The organism is Streptomyces sp. NRRL WC-3605 (assembly GCF_001509795.1).
GTDB classification, from domain to species: domain Bacteria; phylum Actinomycetota; class Actinomycetes; order Streptomycetales; family Streptomycetaceae; genus Streptomyces; species Streptomyces viridochromogenes.
In genome coordinates this window covers 20,504-45,612 of sequence record NZ_LLZN01000091.1, presented here as the reverse complement: position 1 = coordinate 45,612, position 25,109 = coordinate 20,504, and the positions used below count along the sequence as shown (strand labels likewise).

The following is a 25,109-nucleotide window of genomic DNA, read 5'->3' as shown; positions in this document are numbered from 1 at the left end:
CTGCTAGCGCCTGCTCTTCACATCACCCTTGCCGCAGGCCACGCCGTCCCGGTCGGGGTCGAGGCGGAGCGGGTCGTCCTTGCCGTTGACCTTCAGCCGGCCGTAGTCGTTGGCCTTCAGCCAGTCGCAGCGGGCCTTCGTCGTCGCCTTCACGGTCGGCGGGAAGTGGGTCGGCACACAGACGTTGGCGGAGCCGTAGTGCCGGTCGCAGCCGGAGACGGCCGGGCCGACCTTCTGCGCCGTGCGCTTCCTGCCGGGGCCCGTGACCTTGCCCTGCGGGTCGTCGGCGAAGGCGTGGACGTGCGCCGAGGCGTCCTTGGCGCTCAGCGCCCGCGGGCCGTCCAGCCGCACCCACTTCGCCACCGACGGCACGCCGTTCGCGTCCACCGCGAAGAGCATGTACCAGCCGGGCGGCGCCAGGTCGGGGTTGCTCGTGACGTTCAGGTCGACGTTGTTCCCGTCCACCGACAGCGGCAGGTCGACGAACCGCTGGTTGGGGTCGGAGGAGTGGGTGACCGCGGCCGGGCGGATCAGCTCCGCCTTGGCGATGGGCCGGTCGACGGTGATCCGCTGGGTGTCGCCGTACGTCCACTCGGTGTCGATCAGCGAGGTGATCGTGGGGCGTTCGCCCTTGAGCAGATACGGCGGGGTGTAGATCGACACGTCGTGGTTCCAGGACCCGTTGCCCGGGTTGTCGCCGGTCGCCATGACCCGGCCGTCGGGCAGCAGGAACGCCGAGGAGTGGTAGCCGCGCTCCTCCGGGTCGGCCGCCACCGGATCGAAGGTGTCGGTCGCCGGGTCGTAGATCGACGACTCGTACACCGGGTCGGCCCGGTTGTGCAGGGCGCCGCCCGTCTCCAGGACCTTGCCGTCGGGCAGCAGCACCGCGGAGACGTACATCTTGCCCTGGGCGCCGGTCTGCGCGACCTTGCCGGCGCCGAGGTCGACGGTGCCCTGCGGGAGCGGCGGCCCGGCCACGTACGACGGGTTCGGCTGCTTGAGGTCGATCACGTCGGTGAGCCGGTTGGCGTCCGGGTTGGAGTCGATGTTGCCGCCGCCGATGGTGAGGACCTTCTGGTCCTGCGCGGGCGGCAGCAGCACGCTCGCGGACTGGTCGCGCTCGTCCTTGTTCCGCAGGCCCGGGACCTGGGTGACGGTGTTGGCGTCGTAGTCGTAGATCGCCGCGCCCGTGCCCGGGATGTTGTTGCCGAATACATGGCTGCCGGAGTAGAAGAGCCGCCCGTCCTGCATGAGGATCATCGACGGGTACAGGCCCCAGTAGGACCAGGTCTGGTTGACCTTCCAGAGCTCCAGCCACTTCTGCTCGGCGTCCGACCACCGCTCGGCCGTCACCGAGCCGGTCGAGTCCTCCCGCAGCCCGCCGAAGGAGATGACGTCGCCGTTGCCGAGGATCGTCGCCGACGGGTACCAGTGCCCGTCGTTCATGTCGTTCGTCCTGCTGTACGTCTCGGTGACCGGGTCGAAGATGTACGAGTCCTTGTAGCCCTGATAGCCGACCGTGCCGTCGGCCGACGGATAGCCCTTGTTCCCGCTCATGACGAGCACCCGCCCGTCCTTCAGCTGGACGTGCCCGGCGCAGAACATGTCCTTGGGCGTGGGGATCTGCTTGTAGGTGCCGTTCTGCGGGTCGTAGACCGCGCTGGTGAACGTGCCCGCCTCGAACATCTCCTCGCTGTTGCCGGACCCGGCGATCAGCAGCACCTTGCCGTTGTTGAGGACGACGGAGTGCATGGAGCGGACCGGGTTCCGCGTCGGCAGCACGTCCCAGCGGCCGTTCGCGCACTCCTCGGCGGTGCCCGTGCACTCCGGGTCCGGCACGGGCTCGGCGACCTGGTCCATCGTGTAGTCGTCGGTGGTGACCGAGCCGGTGCCGTACACGGAGACGCCCCACGCGATCCGGTCGGTGCCGGCCGGCACCTCGGGCGTGCGGACCGTCGCCTCGGTCCAGCCCGCCGCCGTCTGAAGCGTCTTCAGGTCCGTCCAGTACTGCCAGCCGGCGCTCGCGTCGTGCCGGAACAGGGTGATCGACGTGTCCGGCGTCGTCGACTTGTACCAGAGCCCCAGGTCGTACTGCTTCCCCACCGAGACGACCGGCGCGCACTCGGCGGACTCGGTGATGAGCGCCTTGCGGTCCCCCTCGGTGCGGCGGGTCAGCGTCACCTTCATCGCCTTGGAGCCGGAGTGCGCGTCGGCCACCGTCTCGAAGGAGAAGTCGTTGTCCCCCCACCCGGACCTCTCCCAGCAGTACGGCATGTCCGCGCTCCCTCCCGAGCCCGCGGTCTCGAAGCCCGGGTTCTTCACGAGGTTGGCGGCGGACGCGGGCTGGGGAGCGGTGAGGAGCAGCCCTCCGGTGAGGCCCGTCACGGCCAGCAGGGCCGTTCTGGATCTGGATCTCATGCGGTACTCCTTGCCGTGCGGCGGCGGCTCCTGCGGGGCAGATAGACCAGCGCCTCGGTACCCACGAAGCGCAGGACGAAGGTGATGACCAGGGCCAGCGCCGTCGCGGGCAGCACGGCGAGCCCGAACCGGCCGACGAGCAGCGCGATCAGCGGGATGCGCAGCACCAGGTCGGCGTTGGCGAGCAGCGCGAACCGGACCGTGCGGTCGGCCCAGTGCCGGTGGGCGCGCCGCTCACGGAACAGCAGCTTCTCGATCAGCAGGAAGTTCCACGCCACCCCGAACTGGTTGGCGATGATCTCGGCCGGCAGATAGTGCAGACCGGCCTGGGTCATCGCCCACAGCGCGGCCAGGTTCGGCACGAAGCCGGTCAGCCCGATGAGCCCGAACACCACCATCCGGGCCAGCGGGCTCGCCGTCCGCAGCCCGGCCAGGTGCCGCAGGAAGCGGCGCCCCTCCGCCGCCGTGGACTTGGACTCGCCCGCGAACCGCTCCTGGAAGACGAACGGCACCTCGGTGACCGTCCGGGGACGGCTGCGCACCGCCAGCTCCAGCAGGATCTTGTAGCCCAGCGGCTTGAGCGCCTCGGCGGTGATGTCGCTGCGCCGGATCGCGAAGAAGCCGCTCATCGGGTCGCTGATGCCGTGCAGCCGGCGCGGGAACAGGGCCTTGGTCAGCCAGGTCGCGCCCCGCGACACGGCGATCCGGTAGCCGCCGGCGAGACCGGCGCGGCTGCCGCCCTCGATGTACCGGGAGGCGACGACCAGTCCGGCGTTCGCGCGTTCGCCGGTGGCCACCAACTCCGGCACCAGGGACGGCGGATGCTGGCAGTCGCCGTCCATGACGACGATCCAGTCCGAGCCGGCCGCCTTCATGCCCTCCACGACGGCGCCGCCGAGCCCGCCGACGGGCTCGTCCCGGTGCAGGACGGTGACGGGGAACGGGCAGTCCTTGGCGGCCTCCTCGACGACCCGCGGGGTGTCGTCGGTGGAGTCGTCCACGAAGACGACCTCGCAGGGCAGCCGGGACGGCACCGATTCGGTGATCTGGTGCAGCAACCGCCGTACGTTCGCCGACTCGTTGAACGTCGGGACGACGATGGTGACGGCTCCCGGCTCGGGGACCTCGGCGGCTTCGACGGCCGGAGCGTCCAGCCGGCCGGGGGCGGTGTACTCGTGGGTCATCGAACGCCTCCGGCGGAAGTCTGGATCTGGCGGATCTCGATACGGTCCTCGCCGCTGCCGAACACGGCGACCGGCTCGGAGTGCTCGATGGCCGCCTTGACGTTGGGCAGGTCGACGGCGTCACGCCGGACCGTCGGGGACGCCACGACGTAGTCGAGGTCCTTCCAGCCGCGCGGCATCGTCTTCGTGACGGCCGGGTCGAGATCGGCCTTGTAGAACCAGATGACGCCCCGTCCCGGTTCGTACCCGGCGTGCACCAGGTCGAGCCACAGCGCGTCGTCGACCAGGACGCGGGTGCCGGCCGGGTGCTCCACCTCGGTGGCCAGCCATTTCGAGGCCGCCTGGTAGGGGGCGTTGGCGTCGGCGGTGACGGCGGTGCGGTCACCGTCGTACCAGCGCGGTACGACATGGGCGCAGGCCGCGACGGCCAGCACCGCCGCCAGGGCGTACCGGCCGCCGGTGACGGCGCGGGGCTCTCTCTCCGAGCGCCGGCGCCGCAGCACGGCGTGCGCGACGGAGGCCGTCCCGCCGGCCAGTACCAGGGCGAGGAACGGCAGCGCCTGGATGACGTACATCGCCGGCAGGTAGCCGTTCGGGCGCAGGGCGACCAGGGCGAGGATCACCACGGCTGCCGACGGCCCGGCCAGCGCGCGGGCGGTGACCGACCAGCGCCAGGTCACGAGCAGCAGGAGGGCGCCGGCGAGACCGCCGACGATCAGGACGCGGTCGTAGTACAGCCAGGACTGGAGCACGCCCCAGGAACCCGAGCCCTCGTCGAGGATGAAGCCCGAACCGGGCCGGGTCATCTGGTAGGTGATGCCGTCCCACAGCGAGACGTGCCCGCTGCCCGGCAGCAACTCGCCCTTCAGTAGGGCGAACAGCGGATAGGACAGGCCGATCAGCGCGCACGCGGTGATCGCGCCGGTGAGGGCGAACTTGCGGGTGTCGCGGTGGCTGTGCCGCCACATGGTGACCAGCACCGCCGGGAGCACGAAGAGCATCGTCTCCTTGGTGAGCACGGCGGTGGCGGCCGCGATGCCGGCGCCGAAGTGGTGCCACAGATGACGGCTCGGCGAGGCGGCCAGCGCGAACGCCAGCAGCGTCCACATCACCGCGAGGTTGTCGAGGAAGATCTCCCGCTGGAGCACCACCGACAGCGGCGACAGGCCGAACAGCACCATGCCGAGTCCGGCCGCCCAGCGCGGCAGCGACAGCCGCCGCCCGAGGACGTAGACCAGCACCGCGCTGATCGCGCTGACGAAGAGCATCGCGGCCCGCATGGTGCCCACGGTCATCGACTCGGGGCTGAGCGCGGCCGGGATCCAGGTCAGCACGGCGATCTGGATCCAGCCGAGCGGCGGATGGTCGTACCAGTAGGTGTAGTGGGCCAGGCCGCGGCCCTCCTGGACCGCCCAGGCCTGGGCGAGATAGGTGCCCTCGTCGTCGCTGAGGGTCGGGTAGTCGGCGATGTTCCAGCCCTGGACGACGAGGATCGCCACCAGGAGGACACCGCACAGGAGCAGGTCGGACCGGGACGAACGCAGCCGCGGGGGCGCTGTTCGACGGGTCGGACGTGCCGTGGACGCAGGCCGGCGCTGCGCGGAGACCTTCGGAGTGGTCACCGCGGGAAGGGTGGAGGTCACGCGGGGACGTCCTCTCGGAGGTCGCGGGTCACGCCGGTGGCGTCGAGATGCGCGCCGACATGGCTGGTCAGCTCCCAGTCGTTGCGGCCGCGCTGCTCGCGCCACACGGCGCGCACGGCGGCCCCGGCGAGGAGCACCTGGTAGAAGGGCCCGCCCACGACCAGCTTCAGATAGTGGACGAAGCGCACCCGCAGCCCGTACTGCCGCCCGAAGTCGTGCAGTCCGACGATCTCGAACACGAACGTGACGAGCGCGGTGACGGCCGGCAGGAAGGTGATGAACGCGATGCCCACCGGCACGTCGAGGAACACCGCGACGGCGATGTTCAGCGGGATGACGAGCCCGGTGAACGCCTGCATGAACGGCGTCATCAGCGTGTAGCGGGCGAGCAGCCGCTGCCCGAACGTGGGCAGTTGCTTCCAGTCCTTCTTCCGGTAGACCTGCAGGAAACCCTGGTTCCACCGGGTGCGCTGCTTCAGCAGCGACATCAGGCTGCCGGGCGTCTCCTCCCGGGTCACCATGTCGGAGTCGTAGGCGACGACGACCTTCCTGCCGACGCTGGAGAGCCTGACCCCCAGGTCGCAGTCCTCGGCCAGGCAGTCCGGGTCCCAGCCGCCGGCCTCGCGCAGCACGTCGGTGCGGACGAAGACCGTGTTCCCGCCGAGCGGGATGAACCCTTTCTGCGCGTGCAGGTGCAGCCGCGAGCGGAACCAGAAGAAGTACTCCAGGCAGTTGCGCAGGCTGTACCAGCTGGAGTGGAAGTTGATCAGCTGGACACCGCCCTGGACGACGTCCGCCCCGGTCGTGCGGAACGCGTGGTCCACATGGGCCAGAAGCTCCGGATGGACCTGGTCCTCGGCGTCGAAGACCCCGACGACGTCACCGCGGCAGTGCGGCAGCGCGGTGTTCATCGCCTTCGGTTTGTTCTTCTTCTCGTGCGTGTCGACGACGACACGGACCCGCGGGTCGCGGGACGCGGCCCGCTCGGCCACCTCGGTGGTCTCCGGGTCGTCGTGCCCGACGATGACGATGATCTCGAAGTCGGTGTGCGTGGACTCCAGCAGCCGCCGGATCGTGTGGTCCAGCACGGCCTGTTCGTGCCGGGCCGGCAGGAGCAGCGAGAACGACACGTGGTCGTCCCCGTCCGGTCTGCTGAACCGGGTGGAGGCGAGCACTTCGGGCGTACGCCACGCGTGCATCTGCCACCACAGGGTGAAGGCCGCCATCCAGAACAAGGCCAGCGAGACGACGGCGATTAAGACAGACGTCAGCAACAGATCCCCCCAGATCCCCAATGCCCCCTGTCGCGCCGGTGGGCCACACCGGTCGCGGCACTGTGCAGAGATTAGGAGGGATGTGTGAAGTTCGCAGGTGCTTTCGATGAAGAGCGCGTTTCCTCACAACCGGAGGCGAGAGTGAACAATTCGCACGCCACTCGCGTAACCGCCGCGATACGACCCCTGTTTCAGCTGCTCAGCGTCTCCCGCAGCCGCTCCGGATCCGTGGTCGGCGCGTCGCACGTGAAGTTGCGGCAGACGTACGCGGCCGGCGCACCCTGCTGCAGCGGACGCCCGGCCAGCAGCGGGAACTCGTCACTCTCCGCGGCCCCCGCGGCCACCACCGCGCCCGGCGCCGTCCCCAGAAGTGCCGTACGGTGCAACGCCCTTGTCGCCTCGTCCGACAGCGCGGGACCGACGACCGCGATCTCGCGCGGCCCGTCCAGCAGGGCCTCCGCCACCGCGAGCCCCCACCCGATGAACCGCGGCACCCGCGGACCGAGCGCCTTCACCACACCCAACGCCCGCTCGGCCGCCCGGCGATGAGGCTCCGACCCGGTGTGCGCGGCATAGCCGAGCAGCGCCCCGGCCGCCGCGCTCCACCCGGACGGCACCGCGTTGTCCGTCGGGTCCTGCGGCCGCCGGATCAGCCGCTCGGCGTCCGCGGCCGTGTCGAACAGCGCGCCCGACTCCTCGTCCACGAACTGGGCCAGCACGTGGTCCAGCAGGAACCCGGCGAAGTCCAGCCAGACCCCCTCCCCCGTGACCGACGCAAGCGCCAGGAAGCCCTCGGCGACATCGCCGTAGTCCTCCAGCACCCCGGCGTTGGCCCCCGCCCGGCCGTCCTTGCTGGTCCGGGTCAGCCGCGCCTGCTCGTCCAGGTGCACCCGCACCAGCAGGTCGGCGGCGCAGAGCGCGGCGTCCACCAGGTCCGGGCGGTCGAAGTAGGCACCGGTCTCGGCCAGCGCGGCGATCGCGAGGCCGTTCCACGCGGCGACGACCTTGTCGTCCCGGCCCGGCGCCGGCCGCCCGGCCCGCGCCTCCAGCAGCCGCCCACGCACCGACGCCACCCTTTCGGCGTCGAACACCTCGTCCCGCTGCGGGAGTTGCAGCACCGAGGCGCCCTCCTCGAACGTCCCCTCCTCGGTCACCCCGAAGTACCGCGCGGCCAGCCCGGCGTCGTCGTCCCCGAGCGCCTCGCGCAGCTGCTCCGGCGTCCACACGTAGTACGCGCCCTCGACGTGCCGCCCGGTCCCGTCGTCGCTGTCCGCGTCCAGCGCGGAGGCGAACCCGCCCTGCTCCGTGCGCAGTTCCCGCACCATGAAGTCGGCGGTCTCCAGCGCCACCCGCCGCGCGAGGTCCGACCCGGTGGCCCGCCACAGATGCGCGTAGACCCGGCACAGCAGGGCGTTGTCATAGAGCATCTTCTCGAAGTGCGGGATCACCCAGTCCCGGTCCACCGAGTACCGTGCGAAACCGCCGCCGAGCTGGTCGTAGATGCCGCCCCTGGCCATCCGCTCGCACGTGTCCCGCGCCATCTGCAGCGCTCCCTCGGCGCCCGTGCGCGCGTGGTGGCGCAGCAGGAACTCGATCACCATGGACGGCGGGAACTTGGGCGCGCCCCCGAACCCTCCGCGCTGCGGGTCGTACTCCCGGGTGAGGCCGAGCAGCGCCTGCGCCAGTTCCTGCTCGCCGGGGGCCTCGGTGCCGCCGTAGGAGATCTCCCGGCCGGCCAGGTCCTGCACGATCTTCCCGGCGACCTCGGCGACCTCCTCGCGCCGGTCGGTCCACGCGCCGCGGACACCTTCCAGGACCTGCCGGAAGGACGGCATCCCGTGCCGGGGCGCGGGCGGGAAGTACGTCCCGAAGTAGAAGGGCTCGGCGTCGGGGGTGAGGAACACCGTCATGGGCCAGCCGCCCTGGCCGGTGGCCGCCTGCACGGCCTCCATGTAGACGGCGTCCACGTCGGGGCGTTCCTCGCGGTCCACCTTGACGCTGACGAAGTGGGTGTTGAGGAAGTCGGCCGTCGCCTCGTCCTCGAAGGACTCGTGCGCCATCACGTGGCACCAGTGGCAGCTGCTGTACCCGACGCTCAGCAGAACCGGCCGGCCGCTTCTGCGGGCCTCCTCGAAGGCCTCTTCCGACCACGGCCACCAGTCCACCGGGTTGTCGGCGTGCTGGAGCAGGTAGGGGGACGTCTCGTGAGCCAGTCGGTTCGGCATGTCTCCATCCTGCCCCACCTCCCCCGGCCGGTCCCGGGACGGCCCGCCTCTCCGCCTGTCGCCGGGCGGCTCGGGCATCCGTCCGTGCGCGGGACGTCGGAGGGCCTGGAGGCGTACCGGCCGCTGCCGGAGCCGAAGGCGGGGTGGCGGGCATGGCGGCTCGGCGTGGTGCCGAGCCGCCATGCGCGGGAGGTCATGCGGGTCGCGCCCGCGGCCCCGCGCCGACCGGGCCGCCGGGGCGGCGCCGTCAGCCCTGCTTGCGCCCGTCCGCGCCCGTGGTCGTCCCGGTGGCGTCGGCGGGGGTCTCGGCCTTCGGGTCGGGGTCCTCCGTGAACTCGACCCGGCTCATGTGCCGGTTCATCGACTTCATCAGCGCCCACACCGCCAGGGCCATCACGGCGAAGACGATGAAGCCGAGGACGCCGGGAGTGACCTTGTCCTCGTCCACCTCCTTGGCGAGGGTGGCGAGGTGTGTCATTGCCAGGCTTGCGCTTGCGGTCATGTCAGGCATTGTCCCGGATGCCCGCGAAGAGGTCGTCCTCGGGGAGGGAGGTGGCGACGAGGGACTTCGCCAGCTCGTACTCCTCGGTCGGCCAGACCTCCTTCTGGAGGTCCATGGGGACGCGGAACCAGCCGCCGTCGGGGTCGATCTGGGTGGCGTGGGCGATCAGCGCCTTGTCGCGGATCTCGTAGAAGTCCGCGCACGGGACGTGCGTGGTGAGGGTGCGCTCGACGCGCTCGAACTCGTCCCAGCGCTTGAGCCAGTCCCCGTACGGCGACTCCAGGCCGCGGTCCAGCATGGCCTGGTGCAGGGCCTCGGTGCGGGGGCGGTTGAAGCCCTGGTTGTAGTAGAGCTTCAGCGGCTGGTACGCCGGGCCGAACTCGGCCTCCGGGTACTTCTCGGTGTCCGCGGCGCCCTCGAAGGCCACCATCGAGATCTTGTGGGTCATGATGTGGTCGGGGTGCGGGTAGCCGCCGTTCTCGTCGTAGGTGGTGATCACCTGCGGGCGGAACGAGCGGATCTGCTTCACCAGCTCGCCGGCCGCCTTGTCGACGTCCTCCAGGGCGAAGCAGCCCTCGGGGAGCGGGGGCAGCGGGTCGCCCTCGGGCAGGCCGGAGTCGACGAAGCCGAGCCATTCCTGCTTGACCCCGAGGATCTGGCGGGCCTCGTCCATCTCCTTCCTGCGTACCTCGTGGATGTGCTCCTCGACGTACTTGTCGCCCTGGAGCTTCGGATTGAGGATGGAGCCGCGCTCCCCGCCCGTGCAGGTCACGACCAGCACGTCCACCCCCTCGGACACGTACTTCGCCATGGTCGCCGCGCCCTTGCTCGACTCGTCGTCGGGGTGGGCGTGGACGGCCATCAGTCGCAGCTGGTCAGTCAAGACTCAATCCTCGTAGTCGGCGCCCCGGCGTGCCCCGGTGCGATCGGCGGCTTCTATAGTGACCGAATCGGGGGGCGGATAATTCCGGGGTACGGCCCGGAGGCCCACTTTCGGGACATCCGTTCCGCTCCGGCCGGGAGGACGATCATGAGTACGGTGAGCACGCGACCGCCCGAGGGCCGTTACGGCCGCTCCTCGGACGCGCGCGCCGACCGCACGCTCAAGGTCGTCGGCGGGGTGCTCGGGGCGCTCCTGCTGGCGCTGGTCGGGTACTTCGGCTGGCACTACGTCGGGCAGAACAAGATCAGCGCAGAGGTGATCGAGTTCGACGTCCGCAAGGACGCGGTGGACGTGCACCTGGAGGTCCGCAAGGACGCCGGGGCCTCCGGCTACTGCACGCTGCGGTCGCAGGCGCGGAGCGGCGCCGAGGTGGGCCGGGCGGACTTCCGGTTCGACGGGGACGGCACCCGCATCGACAAGGTCGTCACGCTCCGTACGACGGCCCGGGGGACGACGGCCGAGCTGCTCGGCTGCCACGCCGACTGACGGCGCCGGTGCACCCGGGGTCAACCGCCCGACACCGGCAGGATTCGCCCGGAATACGCATCGCCTGACCTGCGGCGATGTAAATCTGGTGGCTTATGTCCTCCCCCTTCGGGCATCCAATTGTTAGGCTCGTGGTTTCGCCCATCCGTGAAGGAACATTCTTCTGGGTAGGGCGATGCTTTGTATTCCCAGTACCGACGAGGAGCACCTGTGACCCAGACCAGCGAGAACGTCACCTGGCTGACCCAGGAGGCGTACAACCAGCTCAGGGCCGAGCTGGAGTACCTGTCTGGTCCTGCGCGCACGGAGATCGCAGCCAAGATCGCGGCGGCGCGCGAGGAGGGGGACCTGCGTGAGAACGGCGGGTACCACGCGGCCAAGGAGGAGCAGGGCAAGCAGGAGCTCCGCGTGCGCCAGCTGACCCAGCTCCTGGAGAACGCCAAGGTCGGTGAGGCCCCGGCGTCGGCGGACGGCGCGGTGGCGCCCGGGATGGTCGTGACGATCGCCTTCGATGGCGACGAGGACGACACGACGACCTTCCTTCTGGCCTCCCGCGAGTACGCCAGCTCGGACATCGAGACGTACTCGCCGCAGTCCCCGCTGGGCTCCGGCGTGATCGGCCACAAGGTCGGCGAGGACGCGGAGTACGAGCTGCCCAACGGCAAGAAGGCCTCGGTGCGGATCCTGAAGGCCGAGCCCTACAGCGGCTGACCCGGCCCCTTCCAACTTCACGGGAGCCCCCGGTGCCGTACGGCACCGGGGGCTCCGTCGCGTCCGGGACGGTGGCCCGGGTCCGTCAGGCCGTCGCGGAGCGGTACTTGCGGACGGCCAGGGTGCGGAAGAGCGCGATGATCAGGACCGACCAGATCAGCGATGCCCACACGGGGTGCTGCATGGGCCAGGCGTCGGGTGCCTTGAAGCCCGGCGGCAGGTTCCCGAACAGCTCCCGGCAGGCCTGGACCGTGGCGCTGAACGGGTTCCACTCGGCGATGTGCCGCAGGAAGGTGGGCATCTGGTTGGCGTCCACGAAGGCGTTCGAGATGAACGTCAGCGGGAAGAGCCAGATCAGTCCGCCCGAGGTCGCCGCCTCCGGGGTGCGCACGGACAGGCCGATGAGCGCGCCGATCCAGGAGAACGCGTACCCGAGGAGCAGGAGCAGCCCGAAGCCGGCGAGGACCTTCCCCGCGTTCTCGTGGGTGCGCCAGCCGACGATCACGGCGACGACCGCGAGGACGACGAGGGTGAGCGCGGTCTGCACCAGGTCTGCGAGGGTGCGGCCGGTCAGGACCGCGCCGCGGGCCATGGGCAGGGAGCGGAAGCGGTCGATCAGGCCCTTGTGCATGTCGTCCGCGATACCGGCGCCCGCACCGGCGGTCGCGAAGGTGACCGTCTGGGCGAAGATGCCGGCCATCAGGAACTCACGGTAGGCCTGGGTGGAGCTGGACGAGCCGACCTGGATCGAGCCGCCGAACACGTAGGTGAACAGCACCACGAACATGATCGGCTGGATGAGCCCGAAGATCAGCATCTCGGGGATCCGGCCCATGCGGATCAGGTTTCTGCGGGCGATGACCGCGGAATCGTTGATGGCGCTCACTTGGCCGTCTCCTCCTTGCCGTTCTCCTCGCTCTTGGTCTCGGCGACGTGTCCGGTCAGGGACAGGAAGACGTCGTCGAGGGTGGGGCGGCGCAGGCCGATGTCGTCGATCTCGATGCCCCGGGAGTCGAGCTCGCGGATGACCTCGGCGAGGAGCTTGGCGCCGCCGGTCACCGGCACGGTGAGCTTGCGCATGTGGTCCTCGACGGTGGTCTCGCCCTTGCCGAAGCCGCGCAGCACCTCGGAGGCGGGCTGTATGGCCTCGCGCTCGTGCACGACGACCTCGACGCGCTCGCCGCCGGTGCGGGCCTTGAGCTGGTCGGAGGTGCCCTTGGCGATCACCCGGCCGTGGTCGACGACGGCGATCTCGTGCGCGAGGTGGTCGGCCTCCTCCAGGTACTGCGTGGTCAGCAGCAGCGTCGTGCCGCTGGAGACCAGACGCTTGATGACCTCCCAGAGCAGCTGGCGGTTGCGCGGGTCGAGGCCGGTCGTCGGCTCGTCCATGAACATCACGGGTGGGGAGACCACGAGGGCCGCCGCGAGGTCGAGCCGGCGGCGCATGCCGCCCGAGTAGGTCTTGGCGGGCCGGTCGGCGGCGTCGGCGAGGTCGAACTGCTCCAGCAGCTCGATCGCGCGGGCCTTCGCCGGCTTCGCCTTCATCTGGTACAGCTGGCCGACCATCTGGAGGTTCTCCCGGCCGGTCAGGTATTCGTCGACCGCCGCGAACTGGCCGGACAGGCCGATGGAACGGCGTACGGCGTCGGGCTGCCGCAGGACGTCGAGCCCCGCGACGACCGCCTTGCCGCTGTCGGGGCGCAGCAGCGTCGTCAGGCAGCGCACGGTCGTCGTCTTGCCCGCGCCGTTCGGCCCGAGCAGACCGAGGACCGTGCCCTCGGGGACATCGAGGTCGACGCCGTCCAGAGCCTTTACGTCACCGAAGGTCTTCACCAGACCTTCGGCGTAGATGGCGCCTGGCATATGGATCTCCACGTCGTCGGGGAAAATTCGGAAAGCTTAAGGTTTGCACTTTTCACGCCGCTCGGGAGCGGCTTCGCGCGACACACCATAACGCGATGTATCGCGTCTCTCAACGGGATTTTCCGAACGGGTGACACGAGGGGTCCGAGGGGTGCGGCCGGCTCAGCCGATGACGGTGTATCCCGCCGCGCGCAGTGCCTCGCCGACCTCGGCGCAGTGCTCGCGCCCCTTGGTCTCCAGGTGCAGCTCGACCTCCGCCTCCGTGAGCCCGAGCCGTGGATCGGTCCGGACATGGCTCACGTCGAGGACGTTAGCGTCCACCACTGACAACGCCCCGAGCAGCGAGGCGAGCGCGCCCGGCCGGTCGGTCAGCCGCAGCCGTACGGCCAGGTAGCGGCCCTGCGCGGCCATGCCGTGCCGCAGGACGCGCTGGAGCAGCACCGGGTCGACGTTGCCCCCGGAGAGCACCGCGACGACCGGGCCCTCGAAGGCGCCCGGGTCGCTCAGCAGCGCGGCGACCGGGCTCGCCCCGGCCGGCTCCACGACCAGCTTGGCCCGCTCCAGGCACAGCAGCAGGGCGGCGGCCAGCTCGTCCTCGGTGACCGTGCGGACCTCGTCGACCAGCTCGCCGATGATCCGGAACGGCACGTCGCCGGGCCGGCCCACCTTGATGCCGTCCGCCATCGTCGCCGGGTGCTCGACCGCGACCGGGCGTCCCGCCGCCAGCGAGGGCGGGTAGGCCGCCGCGCCCGCCGCCTGCACGCCCACGATCCGCACGTCCGGGCGCAGCGACTTCACCGCCATCGCGATCCCGGCCGCGAGCCCGCCCCCGCCGATACCGACGACGACCGTGCGCACCTCCGGGCACTGCTCCAGGATCTCCAGCCCGACCGTGCCCTGACCGGCGATGATGTCGGGGTGGTCGAAGGGGTGGATGAACACCGCGCCGGTCTCGGCCGCGTACTCCTGCGCGGCGGCCAGCGTCTCGTCGACCACCTGGCCGTGCAGGCGCACCTCGGCGCCGTAGTCACGGGTGGCGCTGATCTTCGGCAGCGGGGCGCTCCTGGGCATGAACACCGTGGACCGCACGCCGAGCAGGGAGGACGCGAGGGCGACGCCCTGGGCGTGGTTGCCGGCGCTGGCGGCCACGACGCCCGCGGCCCGCTCCTCGGGGAGCAGCCCGGCGATCCGCACGTAGGCGCCGCGCAGCTTGAACGATCCGGTCCGCTGGAGGTTCTCGCACTTGAGGTGCACCGGGGCGCCGACCAGCTGCGTCAGGTGCCTGCTGCCCTCCATCGCCGTCACCCGGGCCACGCCGCTCAGCATCTTCTGGGCGCCGCGCACGTCGTCGAGGGTGACCGGGGGCAGCGTGTCGGACGTGCGGTGGTTCATGTCCCAAGTCTCGCAGTTCACAGGCGCTACTTTGCGGTGTGACCAAGCAGCGAGACGGGATTGCGCAGCGTCGGTACACCCCGCGTCCCGGCCGCGTACCCTGTCCCCCAACCCAGCACCCCCTTCATGAAGTGAGCCTCCGGCCATGCCCACAACACCTGACATGTCGACGGACATGACGACCGTCGCTGACAGCGGTCTCCTCGACACGCTGCAGCACGAGGTGGCGTTGTTCGCCCGCCGTGCCGAACAGACCCGCCTCGGTGGGGTCGGCCAGGTGCGCAACTCCATGGACCGCGCCGCGTACCTGCTGCTGAACCGCCTGGACAAGGAAGGGCCCATGGGCGTCAAGGCGCTCGCGGCGAGCATGGGGATCGACTCGTCGACGGTCACCCGGCAGGTCGCCCCGCTGGTCGACACGGGTCTCGTCAAGCGCACCTCGCACCCGGAGGACGGGCGCGCGGTCGTGCTCCAGCTGTCCCCGCGCGGGCAGTCCCGGCTGGAGGAAGTGCGGGCGTCGCGCCGCCAGTTGATGGCGGAGCTGACGCAGGACTGGGCGCCGGAGGAACGCGAGGTGTTCTGCTCGCTGCTCACCCGCTTCAACGTGGCGCTGTCGGCGCGCATGGCGCCCCCGTCGGGGGGCACGGCCCCGGAGGCGCCCGGCGCGTCCTGAGCCGGAGCCGTCGAGGGGGCCCACGCGCGGGCGGGCACCCGCGTGTGCCGGGAGGACGGCTCCCGGCTCTTGACCCCCGGGCCGCCGCAGGCTTCCCATGAGACCGGGCCCTCCCGACGCACGGCAGGCGTGTCGTGCGGCCGGCGGGGCGGTCCTCGGCACGCGGCCTGGCGGGAGGGGCGGTGGAACGACGGCACTTGACCCGCGACGCCCGCCGCAGCCGTGAGTTCGAGGCGTTCGTCGCGGGCGCGGGGGGACGCCTGCTGCACACCGCGACCCTGCTCACCGGCGAGTCGCGGGACGACAATCCGCGCGCGTGTCGCCTGCTGACGCTTTCGCTCGCGCACACGTACGCGTGCTGGGACCGGCTGCGCGGCGAGGACCCCTACGGCGTCGCCCGGCAGGAGCTGGCCACCCGGTTCGCCCGCTCGGTCTGGCACCGGTACGGCGGTCCGGGCGCACTGGGCCGCGGCCGCCCGCACCCGGACGGCCCGCTCGCCCGGCTCTCCCCGAGGGAACGCCTGGTGCTGGTGCTGCGGCTGTACGAGGGGGTCGCCGAGGAGCAGACGGCGGCGCTGCTGGGGCTGCCGAGGGAGCGCGTCGAGGCGATCTGCGCGCGGGCGACGGCGACTCTGCTGGACCGGCCGCGCGAGACGGCGCCCGCCGTGCCGGGTGCGAAGGCGGTGGCGCGGTGAACCGGGTCCGGCGGGAGGTGGCCGCGCGCCAGGTCATGGAGGCCGCGCCACCCCCGAGGGTGCCGCCGGAGCTGTACCCGGAGATCGTGCGGCGCGGTGAGCGCCTGCTGTGGCGCCACCGGGTCGCCGTGCGGCTGATGTGGCTTGTGCTGTGCGCGGCGGCGGTGGCGTTCACGGTGTGGGCGCTCACCGCCCATCCGTGGGTGGAGCCGCCGTCGGAGACGACTCCACCGCTCACGGGCTGGTGAGGCGCCGCCTCACTGGCCGAGCGCCTGCTTGAGGTCCTCGACCAGGTCGTCGGCGTTCTCGATGCCGACCGAGAGGCGGACCAGGTCGCCCGGGACCTCCAGGGCGGAGCCGACCACGGACGCGTGGGTCATCCGGCCGGGGTGCTCGATCAGGGACTCGACGCCGCCGAGGGACTCGCCCAGCGTGAAGACCTGCGCGCGGTTGCAGACCTCGACGGCCGCCTGCTCGCCGCCCTCCACGCGGAAGGAGATCATGCCGCCGAAGGCCCGCATCTGCTTGGCGGCGACCTCGTGGCCGGGGTGCTCGGGCAGCCCCGGGTACAGGACGCTCGTCACGCGCGGGTGCCGGGTGAGCATGTCGGCGATCTTCGTGGCGTTCTCGCTGTGCCGGTCCATGCGCACCGACAGGGTCTTGGTGCCGCGCAGCACCAGCCACGCGTCGAAGGGCCCGGCGACGGCGCCCATCGCGTTCTGGTGGAACGCCAGTTCCTCGCCCAGCTCGGCGTCGGCCGCGACCAGCGCGCCGCCGACGACGTCGGAGTGTCCGCCCATGTACTTGGTCAGGGAGTGCACGACGACGTCCGCGCCGAGGGACAGCGGCTGCTGGAGGTAGGGCGTCGCGAAAGTGTTGTCGACGACGAGCCGGGCGCCCGCGTCCCGCGCGACCTGCGCGACGGCGGCGATGTCGGTGATGCCGAGCAGCGGGTTGGAGGGGGTCTCCACCCAGATCACCTTGGTCTTCGGGGTGATCGCGGCCCGTACGGCGGCCGGGTCGGAGGTGTCGGCCACCGACCACTCCACGCCCCAGCGGGCGACGACCTTCGCGAACAGCCGGAAGGTGCCGCCGTAGGCGTCGTTCGGGATGACCACGTGGTCGCCGGGGCTGAGCAGCGTACGCAACAGGCAGTCCTCGGCCGCCAGTCCGGACGCGAACGCGAGGCCGCGGCGGCCGCCCTCCAGGGCGGCGAGGTTCTCCTCGAGGGCGGTGCGGGTCGGGTTGGCGCTGCGGCTGTACTCGTAGCCGCCGCGCAGGCCGCCCACGCCGTCCTGCTTGTAGGTCGAGACCTGGTAGATCGGCGGGACGACCGCGCCGGTCAGGGGATCGGCGGTGTTGCCCGCGTGGATCGCGAGGGTCTCGAAGTGCTGACTGATGTGCCTGTCGCTCATGGGGACCGAGGGTAGTGCTCCCGCGCCCGGGATGCCGTGCGGGCGGGACACGGCGGTCTCGCGACCGCCCGGACGCGACGTCCGCCGGACCGTTTCTCCACAGGTGCGGGACCTCGTTGGCCAAGTGTCGGCGTCGTCTGGAACGCTGGAGGCATGGAGATTCTCTGGGTCCTGATCGCCGCCGCCATGATCGGCTTCGTGCTGGTGCCGTTCATGCGGCGCAGGAGGGGCATGATCGAGCAGGTCTCGCCGGGCCACCCGGACGCCGCGGACCCGGCGAACTACGGCTTCGTCCTCCAGGAGGAGCTGGACATCCGGATGCCGGGCCCCGACCAGGACCTGCTGGACGTCCTGGACCTGGTGCAGCGCACCCAGGACTACCGGGCGGCCGCGCAGCTGCTGGCCGGCACCGAGGCCGAGGGGGAGCGCCGCTGGCAGCGGGTGCAGGCGTTCGCGGGCGCGGCGGCGCTGGAGCTCCAGCAGCGGCCCGGCGGCGTCAGCGAGGCGCCCGGCGGGCAGTGGCTGCGGGTGTGGCGCACCGAGCAGCCGAAGGACGCGGGCGGCGCGGCCGTGCAGGCGGAGTTCCTGGTGCAGCAGGCGTGGCGGACCGCGACGCCGGGCACGGACGAGTTCCGGATCATCATGGAGGAGGCGAAGGCCGCCTGCGGCCAGGCCGCGCTCCTCGCCCCCGGTGACCCGGTCCCGTACATCGTCGAGCTGTCGGTCGCGCGCGGACTGGCCTACTCGCGCGCCGAGTTCGAGCAGCTGTGGTTGAAGATCCTGGACCGCGCCCCGGCCCACATGGGCGCGCATCTGGCCGCCCTGCACTACTGGTGCGAGAAGTGGCACGGCTCGCGGCAGCTGGCGTACGAGTTCGCCGAGGCCGCGGCGGCCCGCGCGCCCCGGGGCTCGCTGCTCGCCGCGATGCCGCTCTTCGCCGTCTTCGAGCACCTGCCCGAGGTGACCCTGGTCGCCGGCTTCTGGCAGAGCGAGGTCGTCACCAAGGCGGTCCACGGCGCGCTGTACGCGGTCGGCGCGGCGCGGCCCGACGACCCGATGCTGGCGCATGTACGCCATCTGCTGGTGTTCTTCCTGGTCCGCGGGGAGCGCTGGGCGGAGGCCATGGACCAGCTGGTGCACGTCGACGGGCATGTCGGTGCCCTGCCGTGGACACTGTCGGCCGACCCGGCGGCGGAGTTCGCGGTGTTCCGGGCGCTGGCGGTGGCGGGCTACGAGGCGAACGGCGGCAGCCCGGCGACACTGCCCCACTGAACACACGGCGGCCCCGCCGCGCGTCGCGCGCGGCGGGGCCGGAAGGCTCGCGGTCAGCTCTCCGTGCGGGCGGGCAGGCGCCAGCCCGGGCGGGGGAAGTGGCAGGTGTAGCCGTCGGGGTAGCGCTCCAGGTAGTCCTGGTGCTCCGGCTCGGCCTCCCAGAACGGGCCGACCGGCTCGACCTCGGTGACGACCTTGCCCGGCCACAGGCCCGAGGCGTCCACGTCCGCGATCGTGTCCTCGGCGATCCGCTTCTGCTCGTCGTCCACGTAGTAGATCGCCGAGCGGTAGCTCATGCCGATGTCGTTGCCCTGGCGGTTCTTGGTGCTCGGGTCGTGGATCTGGAAGAAGAACTCCAGGATCGCGCGGTAGTCCGTCTGCTCGGGGTCGAAGAGGATCTCGATGGCCTCCGCGTGCGTGCCGTGGTTGCGGTAGGTCGCGTTCGGCACGTCACCCCCGGTGTATCCGACCCGGGTCGCCGTCACCCCGGGGAGCCGGCGGATCAGGTCCTGCATCCCCCAGAAACATCCGCCCGCCAGCACGGCCCTCTGCGTCTGCGCAGCCATTGCGGCCTCCATCCTTGTCGCTTCACACACTCGGGCTCCTCGACTGGCATGTCCACCGGCATCGATGCCCACCAGCGACAACACACGGGGGGCCGCCGCGATTCCGGGGCGGCCCCCGAGCCGCCTAGCGGGTGTCTTGTCGATCGGGCCGGGTCGGCTCCGCCGTGCATCGCAAGGCGGAGGAGGGAGTCGATGCGGCGCATCGGCGACCGACGACAACGCGGCGAGGCGCGGTGCCAGACACCGGGAGCCCGGCCTGACCGGCAAGACACCCGCTAGGCCCCGGTCCGGCTCCGCGGGGAGGAGCCGGCTGCCCCCTACCCGTCACCCCCGGTGTTGAGCCGGGCCGCCTGGCGGGTCAGGTGGACGCGTTCCGGGAGGTTCGGGGCCTTGAGCGCGGCCTCCGTGTAGAGGCGGGCCGCCGTGGAGAGGTCTCCGGCGCGTTCGTGGAGGTGCGCGGCCACGGCGCTGTGGCGGGGCAGGGCGGGGTCGAGTTCCGCGAGGGCGGCCAGTCCCGCCTGTGGGCCGTCGGCCTCGCCCACGGCGACCGCGCGGTTGAGGCGGGCGACGGGGCTGCCGGTGAGGCGGACCAGTTCGTCGTACCACTCGACGATCTGCACCCAGTCGGTCTCCTCCGCCGTGGGCGCGTCGGCGTGCAGCGCGGCGACGGCGGCCTGGGCCTGGAACTCGCCGAGCCGGTCGCGGGCGAGGGCCGCCTGAAGGATGCCGATGCCCTCGGCGATCGACCGGGTGTCCCAGCGGGAGCGGTCCTGCTCGGCGAGCGGCACGAGAGTGCCGTCGGGCCCGGTCCGGGCGTCGCGCCGGGCGTGGTGCAGCAGCATCAGCGCGAGCAGCCCGGAGACCTCGGGATGGTCGACGGCCGCCGCGAGCTGACGGGTGAGCCGGATGGCCTCGGCGGCGAGGTCGACGTCGCCGGAGTAGCCCTCGTTGAAGACGAGGTAGAGGACGCGCAGCACGGTGGCGACGTCACCGGGCCGGTCGAGCCGGACACCGGACACCGTGCGCTTGGCCCGGCTGATCCGCTGCGCCATGGTCGCCTCGGGGACCAGGTAGGCCTGGGCGATCTGGCGGGTGGTGAGCCCTCCGACGGCGCGCAGGGTGAGCGCGACCGCGGAGGACGGGCTCAGCGACGGGTGGGCGCACAGGAAGTAGAGCCAGAGCGTGTCGTCCGCGGACGGCACGGGCCCGGGCGCCGGTTCCTCGTCGGCGCGGTCCTCGCGCCGGCGGCGCGCGGTGTCGGAGCGCGCCGCGTCGAGGAACCTGCGCCAGGCCACGGTGATCAGCCAGCCCTTGGGGTCCTTCGGAGGGTCGGTGGGCCAGGCCCGGACGGCCTCGGCCAGCGCGTCCTGCACGGCGTCCTCGGCCGCCGCGAAGTCGGCTCCGCGGCGGACGAGGACGGCGAGGACGCGTGGGGTGAGGCTTCTGACCAGGGCCTCGTCCAGCGACGGGGTCATCGGCTCGGTCACTCCGTGATGGTGGGCGCCGCGTACAGGAAGGGACGGAGCTCCAGCCACTCGTGGATCGGCTTACCGCCCGCGCCGGGGGCGGCGGACAGCTCGCCGGCGAGTTCGACGGCGCGGTCGTAGCTGTCGACGTCGATCACCATCCAGCCGGCGATGAGGTCCTTGGTCTCCGCGAACGGCCCGTCGGTGACCGGCGGGCGCCCCTCCCCGTCGTAGCGGACCCAGGTGCCCTCGGGGGCGAGCGCCTGTCCGTCGACGAACTCGCCGGTCTTCTCCAGCCGCGCCGCGAAGTCGTTCATGTACTGGATGTGCGCGGAGACCTCCTCGGGGGTCCAGCGGTCCATCGGCACGTTGTTCACCGCGTCGGGGGCGCCGCGGTAGTGCTTGAGAAGCAGGTACTTGGCCATGACGGTCTCCTCGGTACGGACACGAACCATTGTGGTCGCGTTCATACCGGGGACGGAGCCGGTCACGGGTTCTCGACATCCCGGGACAGGTTTTCCGGAGAATCTTTCGTTCGAAAATCTCTGCGATTTCGGCCGGACCGTGCCTACTCTCTCCTCATGCCTCTTCACCGAGCGTTACGAACGGTCCTGGTCCTCGTCGTCGCCCTCACCGGCGCGCTGGGCGCCGGCACGGGCACCGCGCTGGCCGGGGACAGCCGGGCCCCCGCCGATCAGCGCCCCCGGCACGACGGACAGCTGCTCTTCTTCAACCATGCCTATGGCGTGCTCGACCGGGAGACCGCCGACGCCATCGAACACTCCGCGTATCTGCGCCGGTTCGCGAACTTCCAGGTCCGCACCACCACCGGCGCCGACGGTCAGGTCTGGACGGGCCGTTACCTGATGGGCCGCGAGACCTACCTCGAACTGTTCGGCGTGGGCGACGTGCCCGGCCAGGACGGCGAGCTGGGCGCGGGCGGCCTCGGGATCTCAGCGGAGCGGTCCGGCGACCTGAACCGCGCGGCCGGACGGCTGCCGGGCCTGGGCGTCCCGGAGCCGATCACGTTCCGGCAGACCCGGGACTTCGGCGACGGGGTCCCGGTGCCGTGGTTCGACGCGGTCCTCACCACCGGGGAGTACGACGGCTTCGGCGCCTGGGGGATGGAGTACCGCCCGGAGTACTTCGCCGACCCTCGCGGCAACACCGAACCGGCCTCGTACCCCGGCGACGTGGGCCGGGAGCGCTATCTCCCCGACGCCTACCGCGACCATCCCATGCGGGACGTCACCTCGATCCGGCTGGCGGTCACCCCGCGCGACCTCGGCAGCACGGTGCCGCTGCTGCGGGCCGGCGGCTTCACCGTCCACCCGGCACCGGGCGGCGGGATCGTCGCGCGTGGCGGCGGCACGACGATCCGGTTCGACGCGGTGCCGCGTGAGGAGGCGGGCCTGCGCGAGGTGACGTTCGCGCTGAACGGCTCCCAGGCGTCCCGGCACGTGGAGCGCGTCGGCCGCTCGGTCCTCACCGTGGGCCCGGGCCCGCGCGCCGTGTGGACGTTCGGCCACTGAACGGGGCGGCCCGGCGGGGCAGTGATCACCGGCCCGCCGGGCACCTCACGAAGCCGTCCCCCGGCCCGCCGTGCCCCTCACGAAGCCGCCCCCGGCCCCCGGCATCTCAGGAAGCCGTCCCCCGGCCCGCCCTGGTCGCGTCCGCGCCCCAGCTGGCCAGCAGGCGCAGCGCCTCGGCCGACGGTGAGCCGGGCTCCGCGTAGTACGTGGTCAGATGCTGCTCGGTGCCGTCGGACAGCCGGAACGAGTCGAAGCTCAGGGTCAGCTCGCCGACGAGCGGATGCCGCAGGCGCTTGACGCCGTAGGTCTTCTCCTTGACGTCGTGGACGGCCCACAGCCGCCGGAACTCCGCGCTCTTCACGGAGAGTTCGCCGATCAGCGCGGACAGCCTCGGGTCGTCCGGATGGCGGCCGGCGTCCATGCGCAGATGGCCGACCATGTCCGACGCCTTCTGGTCCCACTCCACGAACAGCTCGCGGTAGTCGGGCCGCAGGAACACCATCCGGGCCCAGTTCCGCTCCTGCGCCGGCAGCTCCCCCCAGTCGCCGAGGACGGCCGCGGCCATCCCGTTCCAGGCGAGGATGTCGGAGCGGCGGCCGGTGATGTAGGCGGGGACGGAGTCCATCGACTCCAGCAGATGCCGCAGTGCCGGCCGCACCTGCTCGGTGCGGGGGGACGGCCTCCTCTTGTGCTGCTTCGGCTTGGTCAGGTGCATGAGGTGCGCGTGCTCGGCGTCGCTGAGCCGCAGGGCCCGCGCGATCGCGTCGAGGACCTCGGCGGAGACGTTGCGTCCGTTGCCCTGTTCCAGGCGTGTGTAGTACGCCACGGACACCCCGGCCAGCTGGGCCAGCTCCTCGCGCCGCAGCCCCGGCACCCGCCGGTGCCGCCCGAAGTCCGGCAGCCCCACGTCCTGCGGCTTCAGGCGGGCGCGCCGGGTGCGCAGGAACTCGCTCAGCTCGGCACGCGGATCCAGCCCCGCGCCGGCGGAGGTCCCTGTCTCGGATACGGGCTGCTCGTCCATGCTTCGAGTATTCCTGGTCGTACGCACGGGAGCCTGACCCCGCCGGTGGTAGGACCGGCGGACGTACGTACACCCGGGGGCTGGGTGGCCGCGGCCTCTCCGGGCAGGCTGGACGCCGTGCCCGGACACAGCACCACCATGTAGGCACCGGGCGCGCCGACCACTCGCTAGGAGATCCCCGGCATGACCACCGTCGCCGCGTACGCCGCACCCGCCGCCAAGGCTCCCCTGGAGCGCACCACCATCGAGCGCCGCGAGGTCGGCGCGCACGACGTCCTGATCGACATCAGGTTCGCCGGTATCTGCCACTCCGACATCCACCAGGCCCGCGAGGGCTGGGGCGAGGCGATCTTCCCCATGGTGCCCGGCCACGAGATCGCGGGCGTCGTCTCCGAGGTCGGCTCCGAGGTGACGAAGTTCCAGGTCGGCGACCGGGTGGGCGTCGGCTGCATGGTCGACTCCTGCCGGGAGTGCGAGAACTGCGCGGCGGGCCTGGAGCAGTACTGCCTCCAGGGCAACACCGGCACGTACAACGCGATCGGCCGGGACGGCGAGCCGACCTACGGCGGCTACTCGGAGAAGATCGTCGTCGACGAGAACTTCGTCCTCCGCGTCCCCGACGGCCTGTCCCTGGACGTCGCCGCGCCCCTGCTGTGCGCCGGCATCACCACCTACTCCCCGCTGCGCCACTGGAACGCCGGTCCGGGCAAGAAGGTCGCGATCCTCGGCATGGGCGGCCTCGGCCACATGGGCGTGAAGATCGCGCACGCGCTCGGCGCCGAGGTGACGGTCCTGTCGCAGTCCCTGCGCAAGCGGGAGGACGGCCTGCGGCTGGGCGCCGACCACTACTACGCCACCAGCGACGACGCCACGTTCAAGGAGCTGCGCGGCACCTTCGACCTCATCCTGTCCACGGTGTCGGCGCCGCTGGACCTGGACCGGTTCCTGTCCCTGCTGCGGACGGACGGCGCCTTCGTGAACGTCGGCGCGCCCGAGGAGCCCGTCGCGCTGAACCTGTTCTCGGTGATAGGCGGCCGCAAGACGCTCGCGGGCTCCGGCATCGGCGGCATCCGCGAGACCCAGGAGATGCTCGACTTCTGCGCGGCGCACGGCATCGGCGCCGAGATCGAGCTGATCGGCGCCGCCGAGATCAACGAGGCGTACGAACGCGTGCTCGGCAGCGACGTGCGGTACCGGTTCGTGATCGACACGGCGACGATCTGAGCCGTACACGGCCTGGGGCCCCGTGGCGTGCGCGCCGCGGGGCCCCGGCGCACCGGTCGCGGGACGCAGGACCCTGGGAGGAGGGCCGTCCCCGTCCGGGGACCGATGTGCCCGGGCCGGGGGGCGGCCTAGCGTGGCTCGCGGAGCCCGACCGAACCGTGCCCACGAGGAGGCAGCCCGATGACCGTCCGGCTCGACCACACCATCGTCGCCGCGCACGACCAGCAGGCGTCCGCCCGGTTTCTCGCCGACATCCTCGGCCTGGAGGTGGGCCCGCGCTACGGGCCCTTCATCCCGGTCCGGATCCCGAACGGGGTGACCCTCGACTTCCTGGACTCCCCCGGCAGCGTCACACCGCAGCACTACGCGTTCCTGGTGTCGGAGGACGAGTTCGACGCGATCTTCGGCCGGATACGGCGAGCCGGGCTGACCTACTGGGCCGACCCGCACCACCGCCGCCCCGGCGAGATCAACCGCAACGACGGTGGCCGGGGCGCCTACTTCGAGGACCCGAACGGCCACAGCCTGGAGGTCCTGACGGTCCCCTACGGCGGCGGCTGAACGGAACGGGGACCGCCCACCGGAGGCGGTCCCCGTTCTGCCG

Annotated in this window: 24 protein-coding genes; 9 read left to right on the top strand and 15 right to left on the bottom strand. The window is 71.7% G+C overall.

The features are described 5' to 3' along the window. Positions 1–3 precede the first annotated feature (3 nt). From ADL34_RS28895 to mca, 7 genes are all read right to left on the bottom strand, one after another. Positions 4–2,418: a galactose oxidase-like domain-containing protein gene (locus ADL34_RS28895; protein WP_062671554.1), complete on the bottom strand. Its 2,415-nt coding sequence runs from the start codon at positions 2,416–2,418 to the stop codon at positions 4–6. Beyond that, positions 2,415–3,602: a glycosyltransferase gene (locus ADL34_RS28890; RefSeq protein WP_062671557.1), complete on the bottom strand. Its 1,188-nt coding sequence runs from the start codon at positions 3,600–3,602 to the stop codon at positions 2,415–2,417. Before ADL34_RS28890 ends, ADL34_RS28895 begins: the two co-directional genes overlap by 4 nt. Then, positions 3,599–5,245, bottom strand: coding sequence for an ArnT family glycosyltransferase (locus tag ADL34_RS28885; protein ID WP_062671559.1), 1,647 nt, complete (start codon positions 5,243–5,245; stop codon positions 3,599–3,601). Before ADL34_RS28885 ends, ADL34_RS28890 begins: the two co-directional genes overlap by 4 nt. Continuing rightward, complete coding sequence (locus tag ADL34_RS28880; protein WP_062671560.1) at positions 5,242–6,519, bottom strand: glycosyltransferase; 1,278 nt, start codon at positions 6,517–6,519, stop codon at positions 5,242–5,244. Before ADL34_RS28880 ends, ADL34_RS28885 begins: the two co-directional genes overlap by 4 nt. A gap of 191 nt (positions 6,520–6,710) precedes the next feature. Beyond that, positions 6,711–8,744, bottom strand: a complete 2,034-nt coding sequence (locus ADL34_RS28875; protein ID WP_062671562.1) for a thioredoxin domain-containing protein — start codon at positions 8,742–8,744, stop codon at positions 6,711–6,713. 247 nt (positions 8,745–8,991) lie between these two features. Then, positions 8,992–9,255, bottom strand: a complete 264-nt coding sequence (locus tag ADL34_RS28870; RefSeq protein ID WP_062671564.1) for a hypothetical protein — start codon at positions 9,253–9,255, stop codon at positions 8,992–8,994. Beyond that, positions 9,248–10,129: a mycothiol conjugate amidase Mca gene (gene mca, locus ADL34_RS28865; RefSeq protein WP_079034350.1), complete on the bottom strand. Its 882-nt coding sequence runs from the start codon at positions 10,127–10,129 to the stop codon at positions 9,248–9,250. The genes ADL34_RS28870 and mca overlap by 8 nt, the downstream gene beginning before the upstream one ends. 147 nt (positions 10,130–10,276) lie before the next feature. Between mca and ADL34_RS28860 the strand changes: the two genes are divergently transcribed. Both ADL34_RS28860 and greA read left to right on the top strand, forming a co-directional pair. Next, complete coding sequence (locus tag ADL34_RS28860; protein WP_062671567.1) at positions 10,277–10,675, top strand: DUF4307 domain-containing protein; 399 nt, start codon at positions 10,277–10,279, stop codon at positions 10,673–10,675. Positions 10,676–10,885: 210 nt separating this feature from the next. Further along, positions 10,886–11,386, top strand: coding sequence for a transcription elongation factor GreA (gene greA, locus ADL34_RS28855; RefSeq protein ID WP_062671569.1), 501 nt, complete (start codon positions 10,886–10,888; stop codon positions 11,384–11,386). 85 nt (positions 11,387–11,471) lie between these two features. Here greA and ADL34_RS28850 read toward each other — a convergent pair whose 3' ends face one another. The 3 genes from ADL34_RS28850 to ilvA all read right to left on the bottom strand — a co-directional run bounded on the left by ADL34_RS28850 (position 11,472) and on the right by ilvA (position 14,641). Beyond that, the gene (locus ADL34_RS28850) at positions 11,472–12,272 is read right to left on the bottom strand and encodes an ABC transporter permease (RefSeq protein WP_062671571.1); all 801 of its coding nucleotides are present in this window, start codon (positions 12,270–12,272) and stop codon (positions 11,472–11,474) included. Then, complete coding sequence (locus ADL34_RS28845; protein ID WP_062671573.1) at positions 12,269–13,249, bottom strand: ATP-binding cassette domain-containing protein; 981 nt, start codon at positions 13,247–13,249, stop codon at positions 12,269–12,271. Before ADL34_RS28845 ends, ADL34_RS28850 begins: the two co-directional genes overlap by 4 nt. Positions 13,250–13,411: 162 nt before the next feature. Beyond that, positions 13,412–14,641: a threonine ammonia-lyase gene (gene ilvA, locus ADL34_RS28840; protein ID WP_062671575.1), complete on the bottom strand. Its 1,230-nt coding sequence runs from the start codon at positions 14,639–14,641 to the stop codon at positions 13,412–13,414. A gap of 163 nt (positions 14,642–14,804) precedes the next feature. On the opposite strand from ilvA, the gene ADL34_RS28835 reads away from it, so the two are divergent. The 3 genes from ADL34_RS28835 to ADL34_RS28825 all read left to right on the top strand — a co-directional run bounded on the left by ADL34_RS28835 (position 14,805) and on the right by ADL34_RS28825 (position 16,257). Then, entirely contained in the window at positions 14,805–15,314 is a 510-nt protein-coding gene (locus ADL34_RS28835) for a MarR family winged helix-turn-helix transcriptional regulator (protein ID WP_062671577.1), read from the top strand. A gap of 197 nt (positions 15,315–15,511) precedes the next feature. Continuing rightward, complete coding sequence (locus tag ADL34_RS28830) at positions 15,512–16,009, top strand: sigma factor-like helix-turn-helix DNA-binding protein (protein ID WP_420714274.1); 498 nt, start codon at positions 15,512–15,514, stop codon at positions 16,007–16,009. After that, on the top strand, positions 16,006–16,257 hold the full coding sequence (locus ADL34_RS28825) for a hypothetical protein (protein WP_062671581.1): 252 nt from the start codon (positions 16,006–16,008) through the stop codon (positions 16,255–16,257). The genes ADL34_RS28830 and ADL34_RS28825 overlap by 4 nt, the downstream gene beginning before the upstream one ends. Positions 16,258–16,266: 9 nt before the next feature. Here ADL34_RS28825 and ADL34_RS28820 read toward each other — a convergent pair whose 3' ends face one another. Beyond that, positions 16,267–17,424: a cystathionine gamma-synthase gene (locus ADL34_RS28820; protein WP_062671583.1), complete on the bottom strand. Its 1,158-nt coding sequence runs from the start codon at positions 17,422–17,424 to the stop codon at positions 16,267–16,269. 153 nt (positions 17,425–17,577) lie between these two features. Here ADL34_RS28820 and ADL34_RS28815 point away from each other — a divergent pair, with 153 nt between their 5' ends. Beyond that, positions 17,578–18,696: a hypothetical protein gene (locus ADL34_RS28815; protein ID WP_062671585.1), complete on the top strand. Its 1,119-nt coding sequence runs from the start codon at positions 17,578–17,580 to the stop codon at positions 18,694–18,696. A gap of 53 nt (positions 18,697–18,749) precedes the next feature. On the opposite strand, the gene msrA is transcribed toward ADL34_RS28815, so the two are convergent. The 3 genes from msrA to ADL34_RS28800 form a co-directional block, all read right to left on the bottom strand. After that, on the bottom strand, positions 18,750–19,262 hold the full coding sequence (gene msrA, locus ADL34_RS28810) for a peptide-methionine (S)-S-oxide reductase MsrA (protein WP_062671587.1): 513 nt from the start codon (positions 19,260–19,262) through the stop codon (positions 18,750–18,752). Between the two features lie 317 nt (positions 19,263–19,579). Next, positions 19,580–20,737, bottom strand: coding sequence for an RNA polymerase sigma factor (locus ADL34_RS28805; RefSeq protein WP_199835655.1), 1,158 nt, complete (start codon positions 20,735–20,737; stop codon positions 19,580–19,582). An 8-nt stretch (positions 20,738–20,745) separates the two neighbouring features. Continuing rightward, a complete protein-coding gene (locus ADL34_RS28800) occupies positions 20,746–21,153 on the bottom strand; it encodes a YciI family protein (protein WP_062671589.1) in 408 nt (135 codons plus the stop codon). 156 nt (positions 21,154–21,309) lie between these two features. On the opposite strand from ADL34_RS28800, the gene ADL34_RS28795 reads away from it, so the two are divergent. Next, entirely contained in the window at positions 21,310–22,260 is a 951-nt protein-coding gene (locus ADL34_RS28795) for a DUF5829 family protein (protein ID WP_062671592.1), read from the top strand. A gap of 106 nt (positions 22,261–22,366) precedes the next feature. On the opposite strand, the gene ADL34_RS28790 is transcribed toward ADL34_RS28795, so the two are convergent. Next, complete coding sequence (locus ADL34_RS28790; RefSeq protein WP_062671594.1) at positions 22,367–23,281, bottom strand: helix-turn-helix domain-containing protein; 915 nt, start codon at positions 23,279–23,281, stop codon at positions 22,367–22,369. Positions 23,282–23,464: 183 nt separating this feature from the next. Here ADL34_RS28790 and ADL34_RS28785 point away from each other — a divergent pair, with 183 nt between their 5' ends. Both ADL34_RS28785 and ADL34_RS28780 read left to right on the top strand, forming a co-directional pair. After that, positions 23,465–24,505 carry an NAD(P)-dependent alcohol dehydrogenase gene (locus ADL34_RS28785; RefSeq protein WP_062671596.1) on the top strand — a complete coding sequence of 347 codons (1,041 nt, stop codon included), beginning with the start codon at positions 23,465–23,467 and terminating at the stop codon, positions 24,503–24,505. 180 nt (positions 24,506–24,685) lie between these two features. After that, a complete protein-coding gene (locus ADL34_RS28780; RefSeq protein ID WP_062671598.1) occupies positions 24,686–25,066 on the top strand; it encodes a VOC family protein in 381 nt (126 codons plus the stop codon). Positions 25,067–25,109: the final 43 nt, after the last annotated feature.

Excerpts from the sequence above, each read along its gene's own strand:
- ADL34_RS28895 (WP_062671554.1), bottom strand. The coding sequence starts at position 2,418 with ATGAGATCCAGATCCAGAACGGCCCTGCTGGCCGTGACGGGCCTCACC.
- ADL34_RS28890 (WP_062671557.1), bottom strand. The coding sequence starts at position 3,602 with ATGACCCACGAGTACACCGCCCCCGGCCGGCTGGACGCTCCGGCCGTC.
- ADL34_RS28875 (WP_062671562.1), bottom strand. The coding sequence starts at position 8,744 with ATGCCGAACCGACTGGCTCACGAGACGTCCCCCTACCTGCTCCAGCAC.
- ADL34_RS28870 (WP_062671564.1), bottom strand. The coding sequence starts at position 9,255 with ATGCCTGACATGACCGCAAGCGCAAGCCTGGCAATGACACACCTCGCC.
- ADL34_RS28860 (WP_062671567.1), top strand. The coding sequence starts at position 10,277 with ATGAGTACGGTGAGCACGCGACCGCCCGAGGGCCGTTACGGCCGCTCC.
- ADL34_RS28845 (WP_062671573.1), bottom strand. The coding sequence starts at position 13,249 with ATGCCAGGCGCCATCTACGCCGAAGGTCTGGTGAAGACCTTCGGTGAC.
- ilvA (WP_062671575.1), bottom strand. The coding sequence starts at position 14,641 with ATGAACCACCGCACGTCCGACACGCTGCCCCCGGTCACCCTCGACGAC.
- ADL34_RS28835 (WP_062671577.1), top strand. The coding sequence starts at position 14,805 with ATGTCGACGGACATGACGACCGTCGCTGACAGCGGTCTCCTCGACACG.
- ADL34_RS28820 (WP_062671583.1), bottom strand. The coding sequence starts at position 17,424 with ATGAGCGACAGGCACATCAGTCAGCACTTCGAGACCCTCGCGATCCAC.
- ADL34_RS28815 (WP_062671585.1), top strand. The coding sequence starts at position 17,578 with ATGGAGATTCTCTGGGTCCTGATCGCCGCCGCCATGATCGGCTTCGTG.
- msrA (WP_062671587.1), bottom strand. The coding sequence starts at position 19,262 with ATGGCTGCGCAGACGCAGAGGGCCGTGCTGGCGGGCGGATGTTTCTGG.
- ADL34_RS28805 (WP_199835655.1), bottom strand. The coding sequence starts at position 20,737 with ATGACCCCGTCGCTGGACGAGGCCCTGGTCAGAAGCCTCACCCCACGC.
- ADL34_RS28800 (WP_062671589.1), bottom strand. The coding sequence starts at position 21,153 with ATGGCCAAGTACCTGCTTCTCAAGCACTACCGCGGCGCCCCCGACGCG.
- ADL34_RS28795 (WP_062671592.1), top strand. The coding sequence starts at position 21,310 with ATGCCTCTTCACCGAGCGTTACGAACGGTCCTGGTCCTCGTCGTCGCC.
- ADL34_RS28790 (WP_062671594.1), bottom strand. The coding sequence starts at position 23,281 with ATGGACGAGCAGCCCGTATCCGAGACAGGGACCTCCGCCGGCGCGGGG.
- ADL34_RS28785 (WP_062671596.1), top strand. The coding sequence starts at position 23,465 with ATGACCACCGTCGCCGCGTACGCCGCACCCGCCGCCAAGGCTCCCCTG.
- ADL34_RS28780 (WP_062671598.1), top strand. The coding sequence starts at position 24,686 with ATGACCGTCCGGCTCGACCACACCATCGTCGCCGCGCACGACCAGCAG.